The sequence below is a fragment of the Acinetobacter rudis genome, from assembly GCF_000829675.1.
In the GTDB taxonomy this organism is placed as follows: Bacteria; Pseudomonadota; Gammaproteobacteria; order Pseudomonadales; family Moraxellaceae; genus Acinetobacter; species Acinetobacter rudis.
In genome coordinates this window covers 1-18,373 of record NZ_BBRX01000011.1, presented here as the reverse complement: position 1 = coordinate 18,373, position 18,373 = coordinate 1, and the positions used below count along the sequence as shown (strand labels likewise).

The 18,373-nt window shown below is 39.2% G+C and carries 16 protein-coding genes; 9 read left to right on the top strand and 7 right to left on the bottom strand.

Annotated elements, in window-relative coordinates; translation table 11 throughout:
* Position 1 precedes the first annotated feature (1 nt).
* From Aru01_RS02170 to sohB, 7 genes are all read left to right on the top strand, one after another.
* Positions 2-1,720, top strand: coding sequence for an alpha-keto acid decarboxylase family protein (locus Aru01_RS02170; protein ID WP_016655557.1), 1,719 nt, complete (start codon positions 2-4; stop codon positions 1,718-1,720).
* A gap of 132 nt (positions 1,721-1,852) precedes the next feature.
* Positions 1,853-3,232: an amino acid permease gene (locus Aru01_RS02165; protein WP_016655558.1), complete on the top strand. Its 1,380-nt coding sequence runs from the start codon at positions 1,853-1,855 to the stop codon at positions 3,230-3,232.
* A gap of 496 nt (positions 3,233-3,728) precedes the next feature.
* Positions 3,729-4,754 (top strand): substrate-binding domain-containing protein, encoded by a 1,026-nt coding sequence (locus Aru01_RS02160; protein WP_016655559.1) that lies wholly within the window; start codon positions 3,729-3,731, stop codon positions 4,752-4,754.
* 95 nt (positions 4,755-4,849) lie between these two features.
* Entirely contained in the window at positions 4,850-6,229 is a 1,380-nt protein-coding gene (gene pstC / locus Aru01_RS02155) for a phosphate ABC transporter permease subunit PstC (RefSeq protein ID WP_016655560.1), read from the top strand.
* Positions 6,226-7,620, top strand: a complete 1,395-nt coding sequence (gene pstA, locus Aru01_RS02150; RefSeq protein WP_016655561.1) for a phosphate ABC transporter permease PstA — start codon at positions 6,226-6,228, stop codon at positions 7,618-7,620. Before pstC ends, pstA begins: the two co-directional genes overlap by 4 nt.
* Before the next feature lie 15 nt (positions 7,621-7,635).
* Positions 7,636-8,544 (top strand): phosphate ABC transporter ATP-binding protein PstB, encoded by a 909-nt coding sequence (gene pstB / locus Aru01_RS02145; RefSeq protein ID WP_016655562.1) that lies wholly within the window; start codon positions 7,636-7,638, stop codon positions 8,542-8,544.
* 140 nt (positions 8,545-8,684) lie between these two features.
* Positions 8,685-9,647, top strand: a complete 963-nt coding sequence (gene sohB / locus Aru01_RS02140) for a protease SohB (RefSeq protein WP_016655563.1) — start codon at positions 8,685-8,687, stop codon at positions 9,645-9,647.
* Between the two features lie 54 nt (positions 9,648-9,701).
* On the opposite strand, the gene Aru01_RS02135 is transcribed toward sohB, so the two are convergent.
* From Aru01_RS02135 to Aru01_RS02105, 7 genes are all read right to left on the bottom strand, one after another.
* A complete protein-coding gene (locus tag Aru01_RS02135) occupies positions 9,702-10,331 on the bottom strand; it encodes a DUF2238 domain-containing protein (protein ID WP_016655564.1) in 630 nt (209 codons plus the stop codon).
* 349 nt (positions 10,332-10,680) lie between these two features.
* A complete protein-coding gene (gene purB / locus Aru01_RS02130) occupies positions 10,681-12,069 on the bottom strand; it encodes an adenylosuccinate lyase (RefSeq protein ID WP_016655565.1) in 1,389 nt (462 codons plus the stop codon).
* 52 nt (positions 12,070-12,121) lie between these two features.
* Positions 12,122-12,859: a high frequency lysogenization protein HflD gene (gene hflD, locus Aru01_RS02125; protein ID WP_016655566.1), complete on the bottom strand. Its 738-nt coding sequence runs from the start codon at positions 12,857-12,859 to the stop codon at positions 12,122-12,124.
* A gap of 12 nt (positions 12,860-12,871) precedes the next feature.
* Positions 12,872-14,005, bottom strand: coding sequence for a tRNA 2-thiouridine(34) synthase MnmA (gene mnmA / locus Aru01_RS02120; protein ID WP_016655567.1), 1,134 nt, complete (start codon positions 14,003-14,005; stop codon positions 12,872-12,874).
* 4 nt (positions 14,006-14,009) lie between these two features.
* Positions 14,010-14,495 (bottom strand): NUDIX hydrolase, encoded by a 486-nt coding sequence (locus Aru01_RS02115; protein WP_016655568.1) that lies wholly within the window; start codon positions 14,493-14,495, stop codon positions 14,010-14,012.
* Between the two features lie 94 nt (positions 14,496-14,589).
* Positions 14,590-15,738: a D-alanyl-D-alanine carboxypeptidase PBP5/6 gene (gene dacC, locus Aru01_RS02110; RefSeq protein WP_016655569.1), complete on the bottom strand. Its 1,149-nt coding sequence runs from the start codon at positions 15,736-15,738 to the stop codon at positions 14,590-14,592.
* A gap of 110 nt (positions 15,739-15,848) precedes the next feature.
* A complete protein-coding gene (locus tag Aru01_RS02105; protein WP_016655570.1) occupies positions 15,849-16,268 on the bottom strand; it encodes an MCR_0457 family protein in 420 nt (139 codons plus the stop codon).
* 344 nt (positions 16,269-16,612) lie between these two features.
* Here Aru01_RS02105 and surE point away from each other — a divergent pair, with 344 nt between their 5' ends.
* Together surE and Aru01_RS02095 are read left to right on the top strand one after the other, a co-directional pair.
* Positions 16,613-17,371: a 5'/3'-nucleotidase SurE gene (surE, locus tag Aru01_RS02100; RefSeq protein ID WP_040331143.1), complete on the top strand. Its 759-nt coding sequence runs from the start codon at positions 16,613-16,615 to the stop codon at positions 17,369-17,371.
* Between the two features lie 175 nt (positions 17,372-17,546).
* Positions 17,547-18,341 carry a peptidoglycan DD-metalloendopeptidase family protein gene (locus Aru01_RS02095; RefSeq protein ID WP_016655572.1) on the top strand — a complete coding sequence of 265 codons (795 nt, stop codon included), beginning with the start codon at positions 17,547-17,549 and terminating at the stop codon, positions 18,339-18,341.
* The last annotated feature ends 32 nt before the right edge of the window (positions 18,342-18,373 follow it).

The following is an 18,373-nucleotide window of genomic DNA, read 5'->3' as shown; positions in this document are numbered from 1 at the left end:
GATGTTTATAGAAATTGGTGATTTTTTAAATCTTCGTTTAAAACAAATGGGTATTCAACATCTCTTTGGGGTCCCAGGTGATTTTAATCTTTCTTATTTAGAACAAGTTGAAGCTGATCCACAGCTTGAATTTATTGGTAATTGTAATGAGCTCAATGCTGCCTATGCAGCAGATGGTTATGCGCGTATCAATGGTTTTTCTGCACTAGCAACCACTTATGGTGTTGGTGATTTGAGTGCAATCAATGGCATAGCTGGTGCTTATGCAGAAAATGTTGCTTTAGTTCATATTTCAGGTATTCCTCCACTGCATGCAGTGCAAAAAGGAACTCTACTTCATCATACCTTGGTGGATGGTAACTATGACAACATCATGAATTGCATGAAAGAGTTTACTGTTGCACAAACACGTTTAACCCCTGCAAATGCCGCATTTGAAATTGATCGTGTACTGCGTCAATGCTTCCTTGATCGTCGTCCTGTACATATTCAACTCGCATCTGACATCACACACATCAAAATTGAAGTTTCAGATCGTCCACTTGACTTAAGTTACCCAACAGTTGAACCTGAGCTGTTGCAAGAAGCTGTGTCTAAATTATGTGACGTTATAAGTCGTGCACAGAGCCCAGCCTTGTTGGTTGATCAAGAGGCATCTGTATTTGGTGTAACGTCTTTGCTTGAGGACTTATCACAAAAGTGTTCTATGGCTTATGCCAACATGTCAACTGCGAAAAATGTGATGGATGAAGGTGCGCCACTTTATCTGGGCACCTATGCAGGTGGAGCAAGCCAAGCGCATGTACTTAGTCGAATTGAACAATCGGATTGTTTAATCGGAGTGGGGGTTCGTTTTAGTGATGTCGGAACAGCAGTATTTAGCCATCAAATTAAACCACAGCACTATATTGAAATTAGACCTTATTCATTGAATATTTTTGGACAAGACTTCCCAGGGATTGAGATTGGTCAATTGTTGCTTGAACTCAACAAAAAAATAACACCTCGTAAGCTTTCAACTCCTATTCTACAAAATCAACCTAAAACAGTTGAAGTCCTAGCGCAGCAAAAACTGAGTCAGGAGATTCTTTGGCGTCATATACAAGGTTTCTTTAAGGACGATGATGTCATTATTGGTGAGGTCGGTACTTCTAACTCAGCACTTTCTGGTTTGAAGTTACCTGCAACAGCGCAATATATTGCACAACCTCTATGGGGTTCGATTGGTTATACCTTACCTGCGTTATTGGGAAGTTTGTTGGCAGCACCAGATCGTCGTCAGATTCTCTTTATTGGTGATGGTTCATTTCAGCTGACTGTACAAGAGCTTTCTACCATTATCCGTCATGAGCTTAAACCAATTATTTTCCTACTTAACAATGGCGGCTATACCATCGAACGATTGATCATGGGAGAGAATGCAGTCTATAACGATATTCAGAATTGGAAATATACTGAAATTGCCAATGTCTTTAATGGCAATAAAAACTACAACAGTCATATTGTTGAAACAGCAGAGCACTTGCAACAGGTGTTGGCAAGTCTGGATCAAAACGATGGTATGTGTTTTATCGAGTTAAAACTTCCAGCGATGGATGCACCAAGCAGTTTGAAAAAATTTGCCTCAGTGATTGCGCGTTTTGATTATGGCGATCGTGGCTTTAGCATTTTAAAACAACGAGCCAAAGCGGTGTTATGTGAAAAAGCCCTGAGCAACTAGCAAGAATAACAAAGATCTGGATTTTGATTGATAAATTGATCAGCGTACAAATGACAATTTAAAATTTATTTTGATCTTCGAATCGGATACAAAAAAAGTGTACAGGAAATGACACATGTTGGAGATTAAAAAATGGATATAAATACACATGAGCTAAAACAAGGATTATCCAATCGGCATATACAGTTGATTGCATTAGGTGGTGCGATCGGGACGGGTTTATTTCTAGGTCTTTCACATACCATTAAGTTGGCAGGGCCTTCTGTATTATTGGGTTATGCAATCGCCGGTTTCATTGCTTTTTTAATTATGCGCCATTTAGGTGAAATGGTGGTTGAAGAACCTGTGAGCGGTTCTTTTAGTTATTTTGCCAATAAATACTGGGGCAAAATGGCAGGCTTTATGTCAGGTTGGAACTATTGGGTGCTTTATGTTTTGGTCAGTATGGCAGAGCTCAGTGCTATTGGAACTTTTGTACAATTTTGGTGGCCAGAGATTCCAACTTGGATCACCGTATTATTTTTCTTTATTGTGATTAATGGCATCAATTTGATCAATGTCAGATTTTTTGGAGAATCTGAGTTCATATTTTCCTGCATTAAAATTGTGGCAATTTTAAGTATGATTGGTTTTGGTGCTTACTTGCTTCTTACAGGTTCCGCAGGACCGCAAGCGGGTATTGCAAATTTATGGCAACACGGTGGCTTTTTCCCAAATGGTATGCATGGCTTTATTATGGCGCTGGCTGTCATTATGTTTGCTTTTGGTGGACTAGAGCTGATCGGCATAACAGCAGCAGAAACGAAAAAACCAGAAACTACGATTCCCAAAGCAGTGAATCAAATTGTGTATCGGATTTTGATTTTTTATATTGGTGCGATTGGGATTTTACTTTGTCTTTACCCATGGAACATGGTTGCAGAGGGGGGAAGTCCTTTTGTTCTGATTTTCCAGTCACTTGATAACAATGGTGTTGCCAATGTACTGAACTTTGTTGTATTGATTGCTGCGATTTCAGTTTATAACAGCTGTATTTATTGCAACAGTCGAATGTTACATGGGCTGGCTGAACAGGGCAATGCGCCCGCCGTATTGAAAAAAATTAATGCTCGTGGGATCCCTGTAGCTGCTGCGGTCGTTTCAGCTTCGATCTCAGGGCTTTGTGTGGTGGTCAATTACTTTATGCCAGAAGAAGCCTTTGGGTTTTTTATGATGTTGGTGATTACCGCATTAGTGATTAACTGGCTGATGATTTCGATTACGCATTTGAAGTTTACTAAAGCAATGCGTTTGAAAATGCAGAAAACCAAATTTAAAAGTATTTTGAGTCCGTGGAGTAACTATTTAACGATTAGCTTTGTTTGTTTTATCTTAATCATCATGGCAATGACCCCTGATATGCGCGTAGCTGTCATGCTTGGGCCAGTGTGGTTGGGTATTTTAGCCGTGATCTATCTTTTAAAATATCGTAAAAAAGTTTTGGTTTTATCTGATGTGAAGTCTCATCTTTAAATAAGAGCATCTCACGATGTTTAATTAAACTTTATTTAGCTATTCACTCAGCTTTCGGGCTGAGTTTTTTGTTGTCAATAAAATGTAATATATAGGATGGATTTGTATAAAAATAACTTTTTAGTCTGTTAAATTATTGTACTCATAATTTGTAGATCATATTTAATGTGTTTGACGGTACACAGATTTTTTCAATCTAGTGTCTAAAATGAATTTTTAACAATTATGCATTACTATGAAATGTTAAAAATATATTGATTTTAAGATTTTGAAATACAACAATTAAATAATAATTTTTCTCTAAATTTTGGATATGAAAAGTTATATATACAAAAAATTAAATGTAAGCTTTGTACAAATCATTAAAGCGTCATGTAACTGTCACCTAATTGTCATAATTTAAAATCAAAATGCAGTTAATTCAAGTACACCGCTGCATAGTTAAATCGGTGCTACGACAAGATGAGCAGCTAACCTATTTATTAAGAGAGAAAAAATGCGCTTAAATCATATCGCACTTGCTATTGCTGTTACTGGTGCAACTTTAGCTACAGCAGCTAATGCAGCTCGTGAAACGATTCAAATTGCAGGTTCTTCAACTGTACTTCCATATGCCAGTATTGTTGCTGAGGAATTTGGCAATACTTTCCCACAATTTAAAGCGCCTGTAGTAGGTTCTGGCGGTAGTTCTGCTGGTCTTAAGCAGTTCTGTGCTGGTGTGGGTGACAATACAATTGATATTGCTAACGCATCTCGTAAAATTAAAGATACTGAAATCGCTGCATGTAAAAAAGCAGGCGTAAACACAATTTTAGAAGTTAAAGCAGGTTACGATGGTATCGTATTTGCTTCTAATGCAAGTAAAGCAGCTTACAAACTTCGTCCACAACACGTGTTTGCAGCAATGGCAGCTGAATTGCCATCAAATGGTAAATTAGTTCCAAACCCATATACACGTTGGAATCAAATCGACAGTTCACTACCGAATGAACCAATCACTTTAGTTGTACCTGCTTCTAACCACGGTACACGTGAAGTATTCCAAGAAAAAATGATTGAATCTGGTTGTGAATCTTATGCCTACTTCAAGGCACTTGATAAAGATGCTCAAAAGAAAGCATGTTCTAACTTCCGTAAAGACGGTCGTGTCATTGAAATTGCTGGCGACTACACTGAAACATTGGCACGCTTAAAAACTTCTCCAAGTGCAGTGGGTGTATTTGGTCTAGGTTTCTATGAGCAAAACCGTGACAAACTACGCGTAGCAGCAGTAAATAACGTGATTCCTTCAGAACAAACAATCTTAAACGGTTCTTATCCTGTTTCACGTCCTTTATACTTCTATGTTAAAGGTGAGCACTTGAAATCAATCAAAGGCTTACAAGAATATACTGAATTCTTCCTCAGCAAAAAAGTTTCAGGAAAAGGTTCTAAGTTAGACAGAGCAGGTTTAATCTCTATGTCTGACGCAGAGCGTGCTAAGGTGCTTGCTGCATTTAAAGCAGGTCAAGGCGTTAAGTAATTCAAAACATATAGGGCTGATGATTGGGAACGATCATCAGCCTTTTGTGCTAAGTCAGGTTTTTTCAGCAAAAGAAAGAACACTGTGGAGAATACATGAATCTGCTACTTATTGGTGTGTTATTAGCTCTTGTGGCAATTGCATATCAAATTGGACTCAGAAAGAGCCGAAACATTGCTGGTAAAGAGAGTAATTCGGCAACACTGCATTCACGTCCAGGATATTATGGTGCTTTGGTCGCGCTTTGGTGTGGTATTCCAGCCTTCTTAATTTTGATTGTTTGGAATATTGTAGAGCCAAATATTTTAAAACACTTGGTTCTGAATCACGTGCCTGCATCAATAGTGAATGCAACAGATCCAGCTGGCATTCAAGTGATGGTGGAGCGAATCAAAGCGATTGCTTCAGGTTTTGGCGTGAGCGATCAAGCAGCAGCCTATGAAATTGCCGCTGCAGCAGAACTCAAAAAATTCCAGTCTGTAGGTGCTTTTGCGAAAATCGCAGTTGTGGTGTGTAGTGCGTTACTGGGTTTACTTTGGGCAAGAAAGAAAATTGCTCAGCAGTATCGTGCACGTAATCATGTTGAACGTATTATTAATATCTCCTTAGCACTGTGTTCTGGTGTTGCAATTTTAACGACTGTGGGCATTGTCATGTCCATGTTCAGTGAAGCTTTACGTTTCTTTCACTTCGTCAGCCCATTAGAGTTCTTCTTGGGTACACAGTGGAACCCTGGCTTTAGTACTTCAGGAAGTGCTGAGGGTAGTTATGGTTTATTACCATTACTTTGGGGGACGTTAATGGTTAGTATCATTGCCTTACTGGTTGCTGTACCTGTAGGTTTGATGATCGCAATTTATTTAGCAGAGTATGCGTCTCCACGTTTACGTGCATGGGCAAAACCAGCCATTGAAATTTTGGCAGGTATTCCAACCATCGTATATGGTGTATTTGCCCTCATGTTTATTGGGCCTGTATTTAAAGCAGCAGGCGATCTAGTTGGCATTAATATCAATGCAACCAGTGCACTGACAGCAGGCTTTGTGATGGGAATTATGATTATTCCTTTTGTATCCTCACTTTCAGATGACATCATTACTCAAGTACCTCGTTCGCTACGGGATGGTTCTTTAGGACTTGGTGCAACCAAATCAGAAACAATTCGCCGTGTGGTGATGCCAGCTGCATTACCAGGGGTAATCGGTGCATTCTTGTTAGCAGCTTCGCGAGCTATTGGTGAAACCATGATCGTGGTATTGGCAGCAGGTAATAGTCCATTGCTACATATCAATCCACTTGAAGCAGTGTCGACAGTTACAGTAACGATCGTCAATCAATTGACGGGTGATACAGACTTTGCAAGTCCGCAAGCATTAGTGGCATTTGCTTTAGGTTTAACACTGTTTGTCATTACCTTGGGCCTTAATATTGTTGCGCTTTATATCGTGCGTAAATACCGTGAGCAATACGAATGAGTACATCAAATACATCTCCTGCGGATCAAAATGTATTTGATCCTCGCGTTGCTGCCGAGTTACGCGAAAAACGTAAAGCAAAAATTGAAAAATCGTTGGCCAAACGTCATCGTAAAGAAAAGACCTTCCGTATCTTTGGTTTCTCAGCAGTGGTGCTTGGTCTAGCATTTGTCGCTATATTATTTAGTAGTATTTTATACAAAGGCTTACCAGCATTTTGGCAAGCCAGTATGACGGTTCCAGTTTATTTTGATCCAAAAATTATTGATGCAGGTGCAGCACCTGTACAAAATAAAAATGAAACTCCAGCACAGTTTAATGAGCGTTATATCGCTTGGCAGACCGAAATGGGTATGGTTGATTGGGATGCAATCATTGTGAATGCAATGATTGCCAAAGATCCTGCATTAACCAAAGATCGCGATGAACTGAACACGATTTATACCAGCTCTGAAGCCTACCGTGTTCGAGACATGGTATTTAAAGATCCTGCATTAATTGGTAAAACAGTAGATATTAAGTTACTGGCTGATGCGAATATTGATGTATGGTTAGCTGGCAATATCGATAGAAGTTTGCCTGATGAACAACAGCAATTGAGTCCAGAAGTACGTAAAGTCGCAGATCAGATGTATGCTGATGGTGTACTGGAACGTACTTTTAATACACAGCTATTTACCAATCCAGACTCACGCAGTTCACCTGCAACTGCAGGTTTAGCGGGTGCATTCATGGGCTCATTGTTCATGATGTTGATCGTGATATTTATCTCTATCCCGATTGGTGTTGCGAGTGCGGTTTACCTTGAAGAGTTTGCGAAGAAAAATTGGCTGACAGATGTTATCGAAGTAAACATTAACAACTTAGCTGCTGTACCTTCGATTGTGTTTGGTTTGCTGGGCGCTGCAATCTTTATTGGTTGGATGCACTTGCCAATTTCAGCACCATTGGTAGGTGGTTTGGTCTTAAGCTTAATGACTTTACCGACAGTGATTATTACAACTCGCGCATCTTTAAAAGCTGTACCTCCTTCAATACGCCAAGCAGCATTAGGTTTAGGTGCTTCACGAGTACAAACCATTTTCCATCATGTTCTACCATTGGCTTTACCAGGTATTTTAACAGGTGCGATTATTGGTGTTGCACAAGCGCTCGGTGAAACTGCACCTTTACTGTTAATTGGCATGAGCGCATTCGTTGCGAATGTACCTGTCTCACCAGTAGATCAAGCGACAGCATTGCCAGTTCAGGTTTTCTTATGGCAAGGCAATGAACTACGTAACTTCTTTGAAGGTCGTACCGCAGCAGCTATTATTGTATTGTTAGGTTTAATGATTGTTTTAAACAGCTTTGCAATTTGGCTACGTAAAAAGTTTGAAGTGCGTTGGTAATAAGGGCACAAGCATATGAGTACTACAGAAATTAAGAATTCCTTAGAACAGGATAAAACCGTGAATCAGAAACAAACAACTTCAACAGAGTTTGAACAAAAACAGCAGAGCACTTCTTTTGTGTCGCAGTTTGAATCAAGCAAACCAACTAAAAAAGAAAAAAGCTCTACTGTAAAAATTAGTGCTGAAGATGTACATGTTTATTATGGTGAATCTGAAGCTATTAAAGGTATTGACTTAAAAGTTTATGAAAATGAAGTAATTGCTTTTATTGGTCCATCAGGTTGTGGTAAGTCGACTTTCCTACGTACCTTAAACCGTATGAATGACACGATTGATATTTGTCGTGTAACAGGTAAGGTCACGTTGGATAATCAAGATATTTATGATCCTAATTTGGATGTGGTGTTACTACGTGCTCAAGTTGGGATGGTCTTCCAAAAACCCAACCCTTTTCCAAAGTCGATTTTTGAGAACGTGGCTTATGGCCCAAAATTACATGGTTTAGCACGCGATAAATATGACCTTGAAGAAATTGTTGAAAACAGTTTACGTAAAGCAGGTTTATGGGAAGAAGTTAAAGATCGCCTAAATCAACCTGGTACAGGTTTATCTGGTGGTCAGCAACAACGTCTATGTATTGCACGTACCATTGCGGTCAGCCCTGAAGTGATCTTGATGGATGAGCCTTGTTCTGCGCTCGATCCTATTGCGACAGCAAAAGTTGAAGAACTGATTTCAGAATTATCTACGCAATATACTATTGCGATTGTTACTCACTCGATGCAACAGGCTGCACGTGTTTCTGACCGTACTGCTTATTTCCATTTGGGTGATTTGATCGAAGTAAACTCAACTGAAAAAGTATTTACTCAACCAGATCATCAATTAACTGAAGCCTATATTACAGGCCGTTTTGGTTAATGATGCGTTCATCGGAAAAAGAGCCTTTTGAGGCTCTTTTTTTATGCACTTTATGTAATTTAATGAAATCACTGTTGAAATTCTTTGGGATTAACCTAATCTAAGAACAATAACGATACGCATACGAGTAAATACAATATATGTTATTTCATCTACCTAAACTTCCAGCTGAAGTTCGTATCAGCCATTTGAATGCGCGTGTCAATGAACAGCGTAAAAAAGTGGCTCAAGCGACAGCAACAAAATTTGAAATGTTGCAACTTGCTCAGCAAATGTCTAAAGAAACACGCTTACGTAAAAAGAACAATCAAAAAGTTTTTGTAATTGATTTCAAAGGAGACATGCAGGCTTCTGCGGTTGAAAATTTACGTGAAGAAGTAACTTTAGTTCTGGCTACTGCTAAAGCGGGGCGTGATCGTGTTGTACTTCGTTTAGAAAGTCCAGGTGGCATGGTACATGGTTATGGTCTAGCTGCTGCACAGCTCGTTCGTTTGCGAGATGCAGGTTTTCATCTGACCATTTGTGTTGATAAAGTCGCCGCTAGTGGTGGTTATATGATGGCGTGTATTGCGAGTGAAATATACGCTGCACCATTCGCAGTTTTAGGTTCGATTGGTGTTGTTGCACAAGTACCGAATTTCAACCGTTTACTCAAAGAACATCATGTTGATTTTGAACTTTACACAGCAGGTCAGTATAAACGTACAGTGACCATGTTTGGTGAAAATACAGCTGAAGGCAAAGAGAAGTTTGAAGAGGAATTGCAGCAAACTCATGTTTTATTTAAACACTTTGTCGAAAAATATCGTCCACAGCTTAATGTTGAGAAAGTTGCTACAGGTGAGCACTGGTATGGCGAAGATAGCCTGAAATTAAACTTGGTAGATAAATTACAAACCTCTGATGAATACTTACTGGGGCTATTGCCTCAACACGATGTGTATTTGATTCAAACACGACGTAAACCAAGCTTAGGTGAGAAGCTTGGACTGCAAGCAGCGCAAGTGGTTGATCAAATTATCCCGACTGTGGTTGATAAAATGTTTGAACAACTGGCGAAAGCCAATCAGTCTTTAACTCAACTTCGCGATCCTAAGTTATAAGTTTAGCTGTGTTGATTTCAATGCTAAAAGCGCATCAATGAGATGCGCTTTTTTCTATTTAACTTTTTGTCTAAAGGTGTATATAGCGCTCGCAATTAATGCACCAACAGTTGCAACAAGCATATCTTGATGTGCATCCCAAATATCACCTTGTTGACCGTTATATTTTTCAGCCTCTTCAGGTGAAAGACTAAGAGCTAACCACCATTCGATCCATTCATAAAACAAACTGGATGCCATGACGAATTGCACCACTAAAAACAAACGCTTATTGGCTGTGGTTTCAGGGAAAAGTAATTGAAAAATGCGTAGAAAAAAAGGAAAGAGCAGGAGACCATAGCAAAAATGTACTAATCGATCATACATATTGCGGCTCCAACCCATATAGCTATTGAGCTCGAAGCCAAAATACTGCTTAAACCATTCATCATAGGGTACATAGGAATAAAGATAATGCGCCGCAATGACATGGATCAATAAAAACAGCAAATAACTGCAAAAACTTAAAAAGCTTAAGCCATATTTTTTTTGTACAAAGACCAAGGCAATCAGCATAAGTGCAGTGCCGACTTGGTGAAGAAGATAAGATTCAAATTCAAGAGGTTGAATACTGGCAATCACAATTGCTATGCCTAAAAGCAGAAAAGCCAGATAATGCTTTAAGTTAAATTGAAAAAATATCATGTGTTATAACGAATTATTTATTGAATTATATTGTAGCTGATTTTTATTAAATCGATTTCATAAAAATAAAAAGCAAAACAAAAAGAAATCCATGTTTAAGTATAAGTGCATATAACCCACTGATTTAATTGATGAGTACTCCAAAAAAGAATGCTTTATTGGGTAGGGTGATCTAATCAAACCTATGGTGGTCGAGACAATAGTTGCTTTTGGAGTATTGCTAACTTAATTTTTTTATATCACCCAACTAAATGAACTGGTTGATCAAACAGTACATATTAAAAAGCGATCAACAGAATTTAGCTATTGATCGCTGATTTACTTTAAATCTATTTTAACAATTTAAAGCTTAGATTTTTGCAATGAGTGCTTTGATTTGCAGCGCTTGTTCTTCAGCATTCCCTGTATAGGTTGCTGGTGTCATTGTTGCTAAACGTGCACGGTCCGCATCTGGAACGCCTTGAAGTTCAGAACCATTGACAAAATCAACCATCATATCGCGAGTCATTGCTTGACCACGAGTTAATGCTTTTAATTTTTCATATGGTTTTTCAATGTTATAACGACGCATAACAGTTTGAATTGGCTCAGCAAGTACTTCTTGAGCTTGGTTTAAGTCTTCAAGTAAGTTATTTGCATTTAGTTCAAGTTTACCAATGCCTTTTAAGCAAGCATCAAAAGCAATTAAGCTTTGCGCAAAGCCTACGCCCATATTACGCAGTACTGTTGAATCAGTAAGGTCACGTTGCCAACGAGAAACAGGAAGTTTTTCACCTAAATGGCCAAGGATCGCATTGGCAATACCTAAGTTACCTTCAGAGTTTTCAAAATCAATTGGGTTAACTTTATGTGGCATAGTCGATGAACCAACTTCACCTTCTTTAAGCTTTTGTTTGAAGTAACCTAGAGAGATATAGCCCCAAACATCACGGTTAAAGTCGATTAAAATCGTGTTAAAACGACGTAGAGCATCAAAAAGCTCAGCCATGTAGTCATGTGGTTCGATTTGAGTTGTATATGGGTTGAACTGTAAGCCCAAAGACTCTACAAAAGCTTCTGCATGTGCAGCCCAATCTACATTTGGGTAAGCAGAAAGGTGAGCGTTGTAGTTACCTACTGCACCATTGATTTTTCCAAGTAATTCAACTTGTTTAAATTGTTTGATTTGGCGAGCTAAACGATAAGCAACGTTCGCCATTTCTTTACCTAACGTTGTAGGACTTGCTGTTTGACCATGTGTACGAGACAGCATTGCTTGTGCTGCATGTTTTTCAGCCAAGTTAACAATCGCATCAATAATACTTTGCATGCTTTCAACGAGAACTTCACGACCATTTTTAAGCATGAGGGCGTGAGACAAGTTATTGATGTCTTCAGAAGTACAAGCGAAATGGATAAATTCGCCAGTAGTGTCTAATTCAGCAATACCAGCAGTTTTTTCTTTGAGGAAATACTCAACAGCTTTCACGTCATGGTTTGTTGTACGCTCAATTTCTTTGATGCGGTTAGCATCATCTTCAGAAAACTCAGCAACAATACGATCTAGGGCAGCATGAGTTTCTGCGCTAAACTGCGGAACTTCAATAATTTCCGCATGATTGGACAAAGCTTGTAACCAACGCACCTCGACGGTAACGCGCGCATGGATGAGACCGAACTCAGAAAGGAAAGGGCGTAATGCATCACATTTGCTGGCATAACGACCATCAAGTGGAGATAGTGCGGTTAAAGCATTCATATCGGTGTCCTAAACTATGCTATGAAACATATAAATAATTGCTTTGTGCAAATCAAATAGCTTGATACTGCATTTGGGCAAGTTCTCGAATATCTTGCAGTAATTTACGTTTACTAAATACCATATTCCACGAACTACCACCGAGTTGGCGCCATAGATGCGCCATTTGTAAGCCGGTAAAAAGTGAGGCGCGAATACGGTTGGTATGTGCGGGATCTTTAAAAGCTTCAGCATGTCCACGAACCATGATCCGTGGATTAATTTGTCCTGCTGTATCGACATAGGTCTGAGCAAGATTGGCTAAGATGCTTGGGTGTGTATAGTTGTTATCGAAAAATGATAATTGCTTTAAAATCTTTTGCTGAGATGCTTCAATAATTTTGACGAACTCAGGTTTGCTATAAACTTTCTTTTCTAAACTCAGTAAAGCCATGGCATAAGACATAGGCAATTTAACGGTATGACGTTTAGGCAAAGGAATTGGCGATTTTGGCGTTGTACTAAACGGTTGGTTGATGCTACTTTCCAGTGTTTTTAAACCGAGCGATATATCTGTCAGTTGATTAAAAAAATCTAAAGTCTGACAACTACAGTTAGCAGTTGGTCGGACATTTAGACTTGCTTTTAATAATTGTTCAAAATAGTAATTGCCACTCTCACCAATACTTTGTCGTCCATTGAGTGCTGTCATATGCGTGAGCTGTGTTGCTTGGAACACAGCAGCTAAAGCGAGAGCACGGTTCTGTCGATTGTTTAGTAATTGATGTTGCTGAAAAGGTAACTCAACCATGTCGAATTTCCGTTATATAAAATGGGGTTTAGGCGCATTGGTATGATGAATCACACCACCACCTAAACAAACTTCATCTAAATAAAATACGACACTCTGTCCAGGTGTCACGGCACGTTGTGATTGATCAAATACTACATGTACCGCATTTTCATGTGCGGGATCTGCATACACTGTACAAGCTTGATCTGGTTGACGGTAACGGGTTTTGGCAGTGCAGCGTAAACCTGAGCTTGGGATATCCATTTCACCAGCTACCCAGTCAATGTTTTCGCTCCATAATTCACTACTGTGCATGAGCGGATGCTCATGGCCTTGACCTACAACTAATTGATTCGATGCAATGTCTTTGTGTAATACAAACCATGCACCTTCTTCAGCACCTTTCATGCCACCTAAACCGATCCCACCACGTTGGCCGAGCGTATAGTACATGAGACCGTGGTGATCACCAACGTGTTTACCATCGTCCAATACGATTTTTCCTGGTTGTGCTGGCAAATATTGCTTTAAGAAATCGTTAAAACGACGTTCACCAATAAAACAAATACCTGTTGAGTCTTTCTTTTTGGCTGTTGCTAAGTCAAGTTGCTCCGCAATTTTACGTACTTCAGGTTTTTCAATTTCGCCTACAGGGAATAAAGTTTTATTAATTTCACGACCATGAACGGCATGAAGGAAATAAGTTTGATCTTTATTTTGATCATGGCCACGCAGTAACGGTGCATAGGCTTCGCCGCGACTATTAACTTGAGTTGCACCACGGCGCGCATAATGACCTGTGGCAATAAAGTCTGCACCTAGAGTAATCGCATGATCTAAGAATGCACGGAATTTAATTTCTTTATTACATAAAATATCTGGGTTAGGTGTGCGTCCAGCAGCGTATTCAGCCAAGAAGTGCTCAAATACACGATCCCAATACTCCATTGCAAAATTGGCTGTGTGTAGTTTGATGCCAATTTTATCGCATACGGCTTGGGCATCAGCTAAATCTTGCATGGCAGTGCAATATTCCGTTCCATCATCTTCTTCCCAGTTCTTCATGAACAGGCCTTCAACTTGATAACCTTGTTGAAGTAATAATGCTGCAGAAACAGAAGAATCTACACCACCTGACATACCGACGATGACACGTTGTTGCATAGGATTAAGCATCCTGTATTAAGTTAAAAGGAACATTTTGATGCTCATAAATGAGCGAAAGAGGATAGCGTTGACCGCTTAAAGCATCTTGAATGGCTTTGGTGACCAATGGGCTACGTGCACGTGCCGAAGCTTGTAATTCATCCAGACTCATCCACACTGCCGCAACTATTCCATCATCAAGCTGCGCTTGGGGAAAATGCTCGACCACTTCGCCTAAAAAACAGAAACGATAATAGGTGCGGTCTGGAAACATGGGCGGGGTATAACTATAAATACCTAACAAAGCACTAATACTGACTTGATAACCAGTTTCTTCCATGGTTTCACGTTGTGCTGCTTCAATTAGACTTTCTGCACGCTCAACATGTCCAGCAGGTTGGTTAAACACAAGGTGACTGAGCCCCTTTGTCGATTCTTCAACCATCAAAAACTTGCCGTTTTGCTCAACGACTGTTGCAACTGTTACATGTGGCATCCATTGCGTCATAAAAAAAGCACCATGGGATAAAAAACGTATTTTACGAAATTTATGCCCATGATGCTATGTTTAGACAACAATTGATGATGATTTCTAAAGAAAATTAAAATAAATTGCTAAAAAACAGTTTGATATGATCAATTATGCGTGAGAAGAAGCCAGCTTCTTCAACAGCATTGAGCGCTACAAGCGGTTTTTCTGCAATGACTTTACCATCTAGAGTGGTGATCAGCTTACCTACAACCTGACCTTGTTTAAGTGGGGCATCAAGATTTGGCTGTACCGAAACTTGTGTTTTAATCTCATTTGCCTGACCTTTAGGCATCGTGACATTAAAGTTTTCAAGTAAACCTACTTGTACTTCATCTTCAGTACCGAACCAAACTTTAGATGTCGCCAAAACTTTTTTAGCTGGATGTACTGCAATAGTTTCGTAGTTTGAATAGCCCCAAGATAAAAGTTCACGAGTTTGAGTTGCACGTGATTGAATATCTGGCGCACCAAAAATAACAGAGATTAAACGCATTGGGCCACGTTTAGCTGAAGTGGTTAAACAAAATCCAGCTTCATTGGTATGGCCTGTTTTTAAACCATCTACACTTGGGTCAGTATAGAGTAGTGCGTTACGGTTACCTTGCTTAATACCATTAAAGGTAAATTCTTTTTCAGAATAAATAGGGTAGTATTTAGAACTGTCATGAATAATATGCTGTGCTAATACAGCCATATCTTTAGCTGTGGAATAGTGTCCTTCAGCTGGCATACCTGTTGAGTTGACAAAGTTGGTGTTCACCATACCAATTCGTTTGGCTTCTTGATTCATGCTATAAGCAAAAGAACCTTCGTTACCTGAAATGTGTTCTGCCATCGCTTTAGACGAGTCATTACCTGATTGAATGATAATGCCGCGTAACATCTCTAGGACAGTTGCTGTACCATTCAACGGAACATACATACATGACTCAGTACTACTTCCTTTACACCAAGCAGATTCGTTCATACGAACCTTTTCGCCTTCCGTAAGTTCTCCTTTCAATAGTTTTTGTTCAATGATGTAGCTTGTCATCATTTTAGTCATTGATGCTGGTGCCAATTTCTCATTTTCATTTTTGGCAGCCAGAACTTGGCCCGTTTCAAAATCCATTAAAATATATGATTTATTGTTCAATTCTGGTGGATTTGAGAGGACTGTTGCAGCATAGCTAAAGCTAGGAATCAGCATGATTGCTGCAATGGCGCTTTTATGAATCATTCTCGGTATTTCCAATTTACTTTATATTGAGATGGTATAGCTATTCTAGGTCAAAGCAACGCTAACCGCTACGAAAAGTAACGGTAGATTGCGCACAGAATGTAACGATACTACTTGTACGGTTGGTAGTTGACAACATCTTGGCAAATTTCAAGATTGGCTTGGTCTCCAGCCTTTTTAGCATCATCTCGAGCTTGTTTTAGTACAGCTTTAAAATGGCTTTGCTGACTAAGATTACTTAAATAGTCGGCAGGTTTTTTCTCTTGTGGTAAGTAGTCCTTTAACAGGTTGTTATAGCCCTTTTCAAAGCCAGGTTGTTTTTTTAATAAAGGTGGGCAAATTTCAGAAAGTACATAAATTGCAGCGAGTTCTTCAGGAGTAACATTTTGCTGAGTCACTTCAATATTTTCATGTGCTTGCTCTGCATTATTATCAGCTGCAAAACTATTCGAGCTAATTAAACTTGAACTTGAAATAACCAGTGCAAGCAATATTTTTGAGATTCGAGTGGTTGTAGTGAATATAGACATAATAAATCGATGCTCAACTTAACTAAATGATTTGTTTAGGTTAAACAAGTTTAATCTAAACGAAATGGATGAAATGTATTGATGATGTAGGTTTTAACAGGAATGTTCAATCAACCCGTGCTATTTATATGCAAAATATAATAAAAAGTTAATTTTTTGATTAATATAAGTTTAGAGTAATTAAAAATTAAGCAAGATGCTTTTTTATTCATCATTTATTTGTTATCCCCATAAATCGAGTATACCCTTGCTGTTTCATTCTCATATCAATGTATTTACCTGCGGGTTTAATCGAGATGAGAGCGTGATAGTTTATGGATTTAAATATTAAAATGGAGCATGCAGTGAATATATTAGTGGCGAATGATGACGGTGTATTCGCACCGGGCATACAAGCTTTGGCTAAAGCACTAAAACCATTAGGGCGAGTCGTGGTGGTTGCTCCTGAAAGTGAGCGCAGTGGTTATTCGAGTGCATTAACTTTAGACCGCCCTTTACGTCCAGTACAAGTTGCACAAGATGTGTGGGCAGTGAACGGCACACCAGCAGATTGTGTTTATTTATCAATGAATGGCATGTTCGATTTTGAATTCGATTTGGTGGTTAGTGGCATTAATAGTGGTGCCAATTTAGGGGATGATGTTTTGTATTCTGGAACGGTCGGCGCGGCATTTGAAGGGCGTTTGATGAAACATCCAGCGATCGCTGTATCTTTGGCTGGTCCGAATGTACGTTCACATGAACATGTCGAAGATTATGCACAGGCTGCACAATGGGTTCATGATTTTATTGTACAAGGGTTACCTGAATTACCAGCACGACATATATTAAACATCAATATACCCGATGTAGCTGATATTCAGGGCATGTTATATACCTATCAGGGACGTCGCACGCAATCAAAACCAATTACGAGTCAAGTTGATCCGCGAGGTCGTCAAGTTTTTTGGATTGGTTTGGCGGGTGAAGCTGTGGCAGATCCTGTGAAGCAAGCTGCAAATATTCAATCTGATTTTTTTGCGATTGCCAATAAGTATGTCAGTATTACACCTATTCAGATGGATGCGACTAACTATACCTTGTTAAATAGTCTTGTAGACTAAGTATCAATTTAAGGTGTAAAGCAGTCAGCACGTGCAAAGTTTGTCGCATGGGATAACTAGCAAAAACTTGTGTTATAGCTTTGTGAACATAGCGTGTAAAGCCGATTAATAGGCTGTAATTTTGCTAACTTATACATAATGTTAAATTTATTAATCAATTAGAGAGAGGAAGCCCATGCTTTTGGCACGATTACAATTTATGCGTGGATTGCCTAAGTTTTGGACAAATAGTGTATTAATTTCAGGTGCAATCCTAACCACCTTTGCTTTAAGTGGTTGTGCATCCAAGCCACAATATACAGCGACCAATCGTTATGCTGCTGCACCTGATCGATACGTTGTGCGTTCTGGTGATACTCTAAGTGCAATTTCTGCGCGTTATGGGTTGGACTATATTAAAGTCGCCCAAATGAACGATATTTCTGAACCATATCGAATTTATGTCGGTCAAACACTGCGCTTAAAGGGGAGTGCACGAAATGACCGTACTACAACAACGCAAGCATTAAATACCAATACAGGGCAAATTCAAAGACAGGCTGTGACTGTACCGAATACTGTACCTTCAACTACGATTACCACAGCACCGAACAATAGCTCAGCTATTCGTTGGTTACGTCCAACTGCTGGCCCAGTGATTGAAAACTTTAATGCCGCAAAAGATATTAAAGGTATTCGTTATAGCGGTAATGTCGGTGATCCAGTGTATGCAGCAGCTGATGGGCAAGTGGTTTATGCTGCTGACGGTTTACCTGAATATGGTCGCTTGGTGTTGATTAAACATAATGGTGGCTACATCAGTGCTTATGCGCATAACAGTAAATTACTTGTAAAAAGTGGTGATAATGTTACGGCAGGCAAGAAAATTGCTGAAATGGGGTCAAGTGGTGCAACTCGTGTCATGTTGGAATTTCAGATTCGTTTAGATGGAAAACCAACAGATCCGGTAAATTTATTGCCAAGTAATTAATTATATTTTACGCAAAACATAAATTTCTCCGT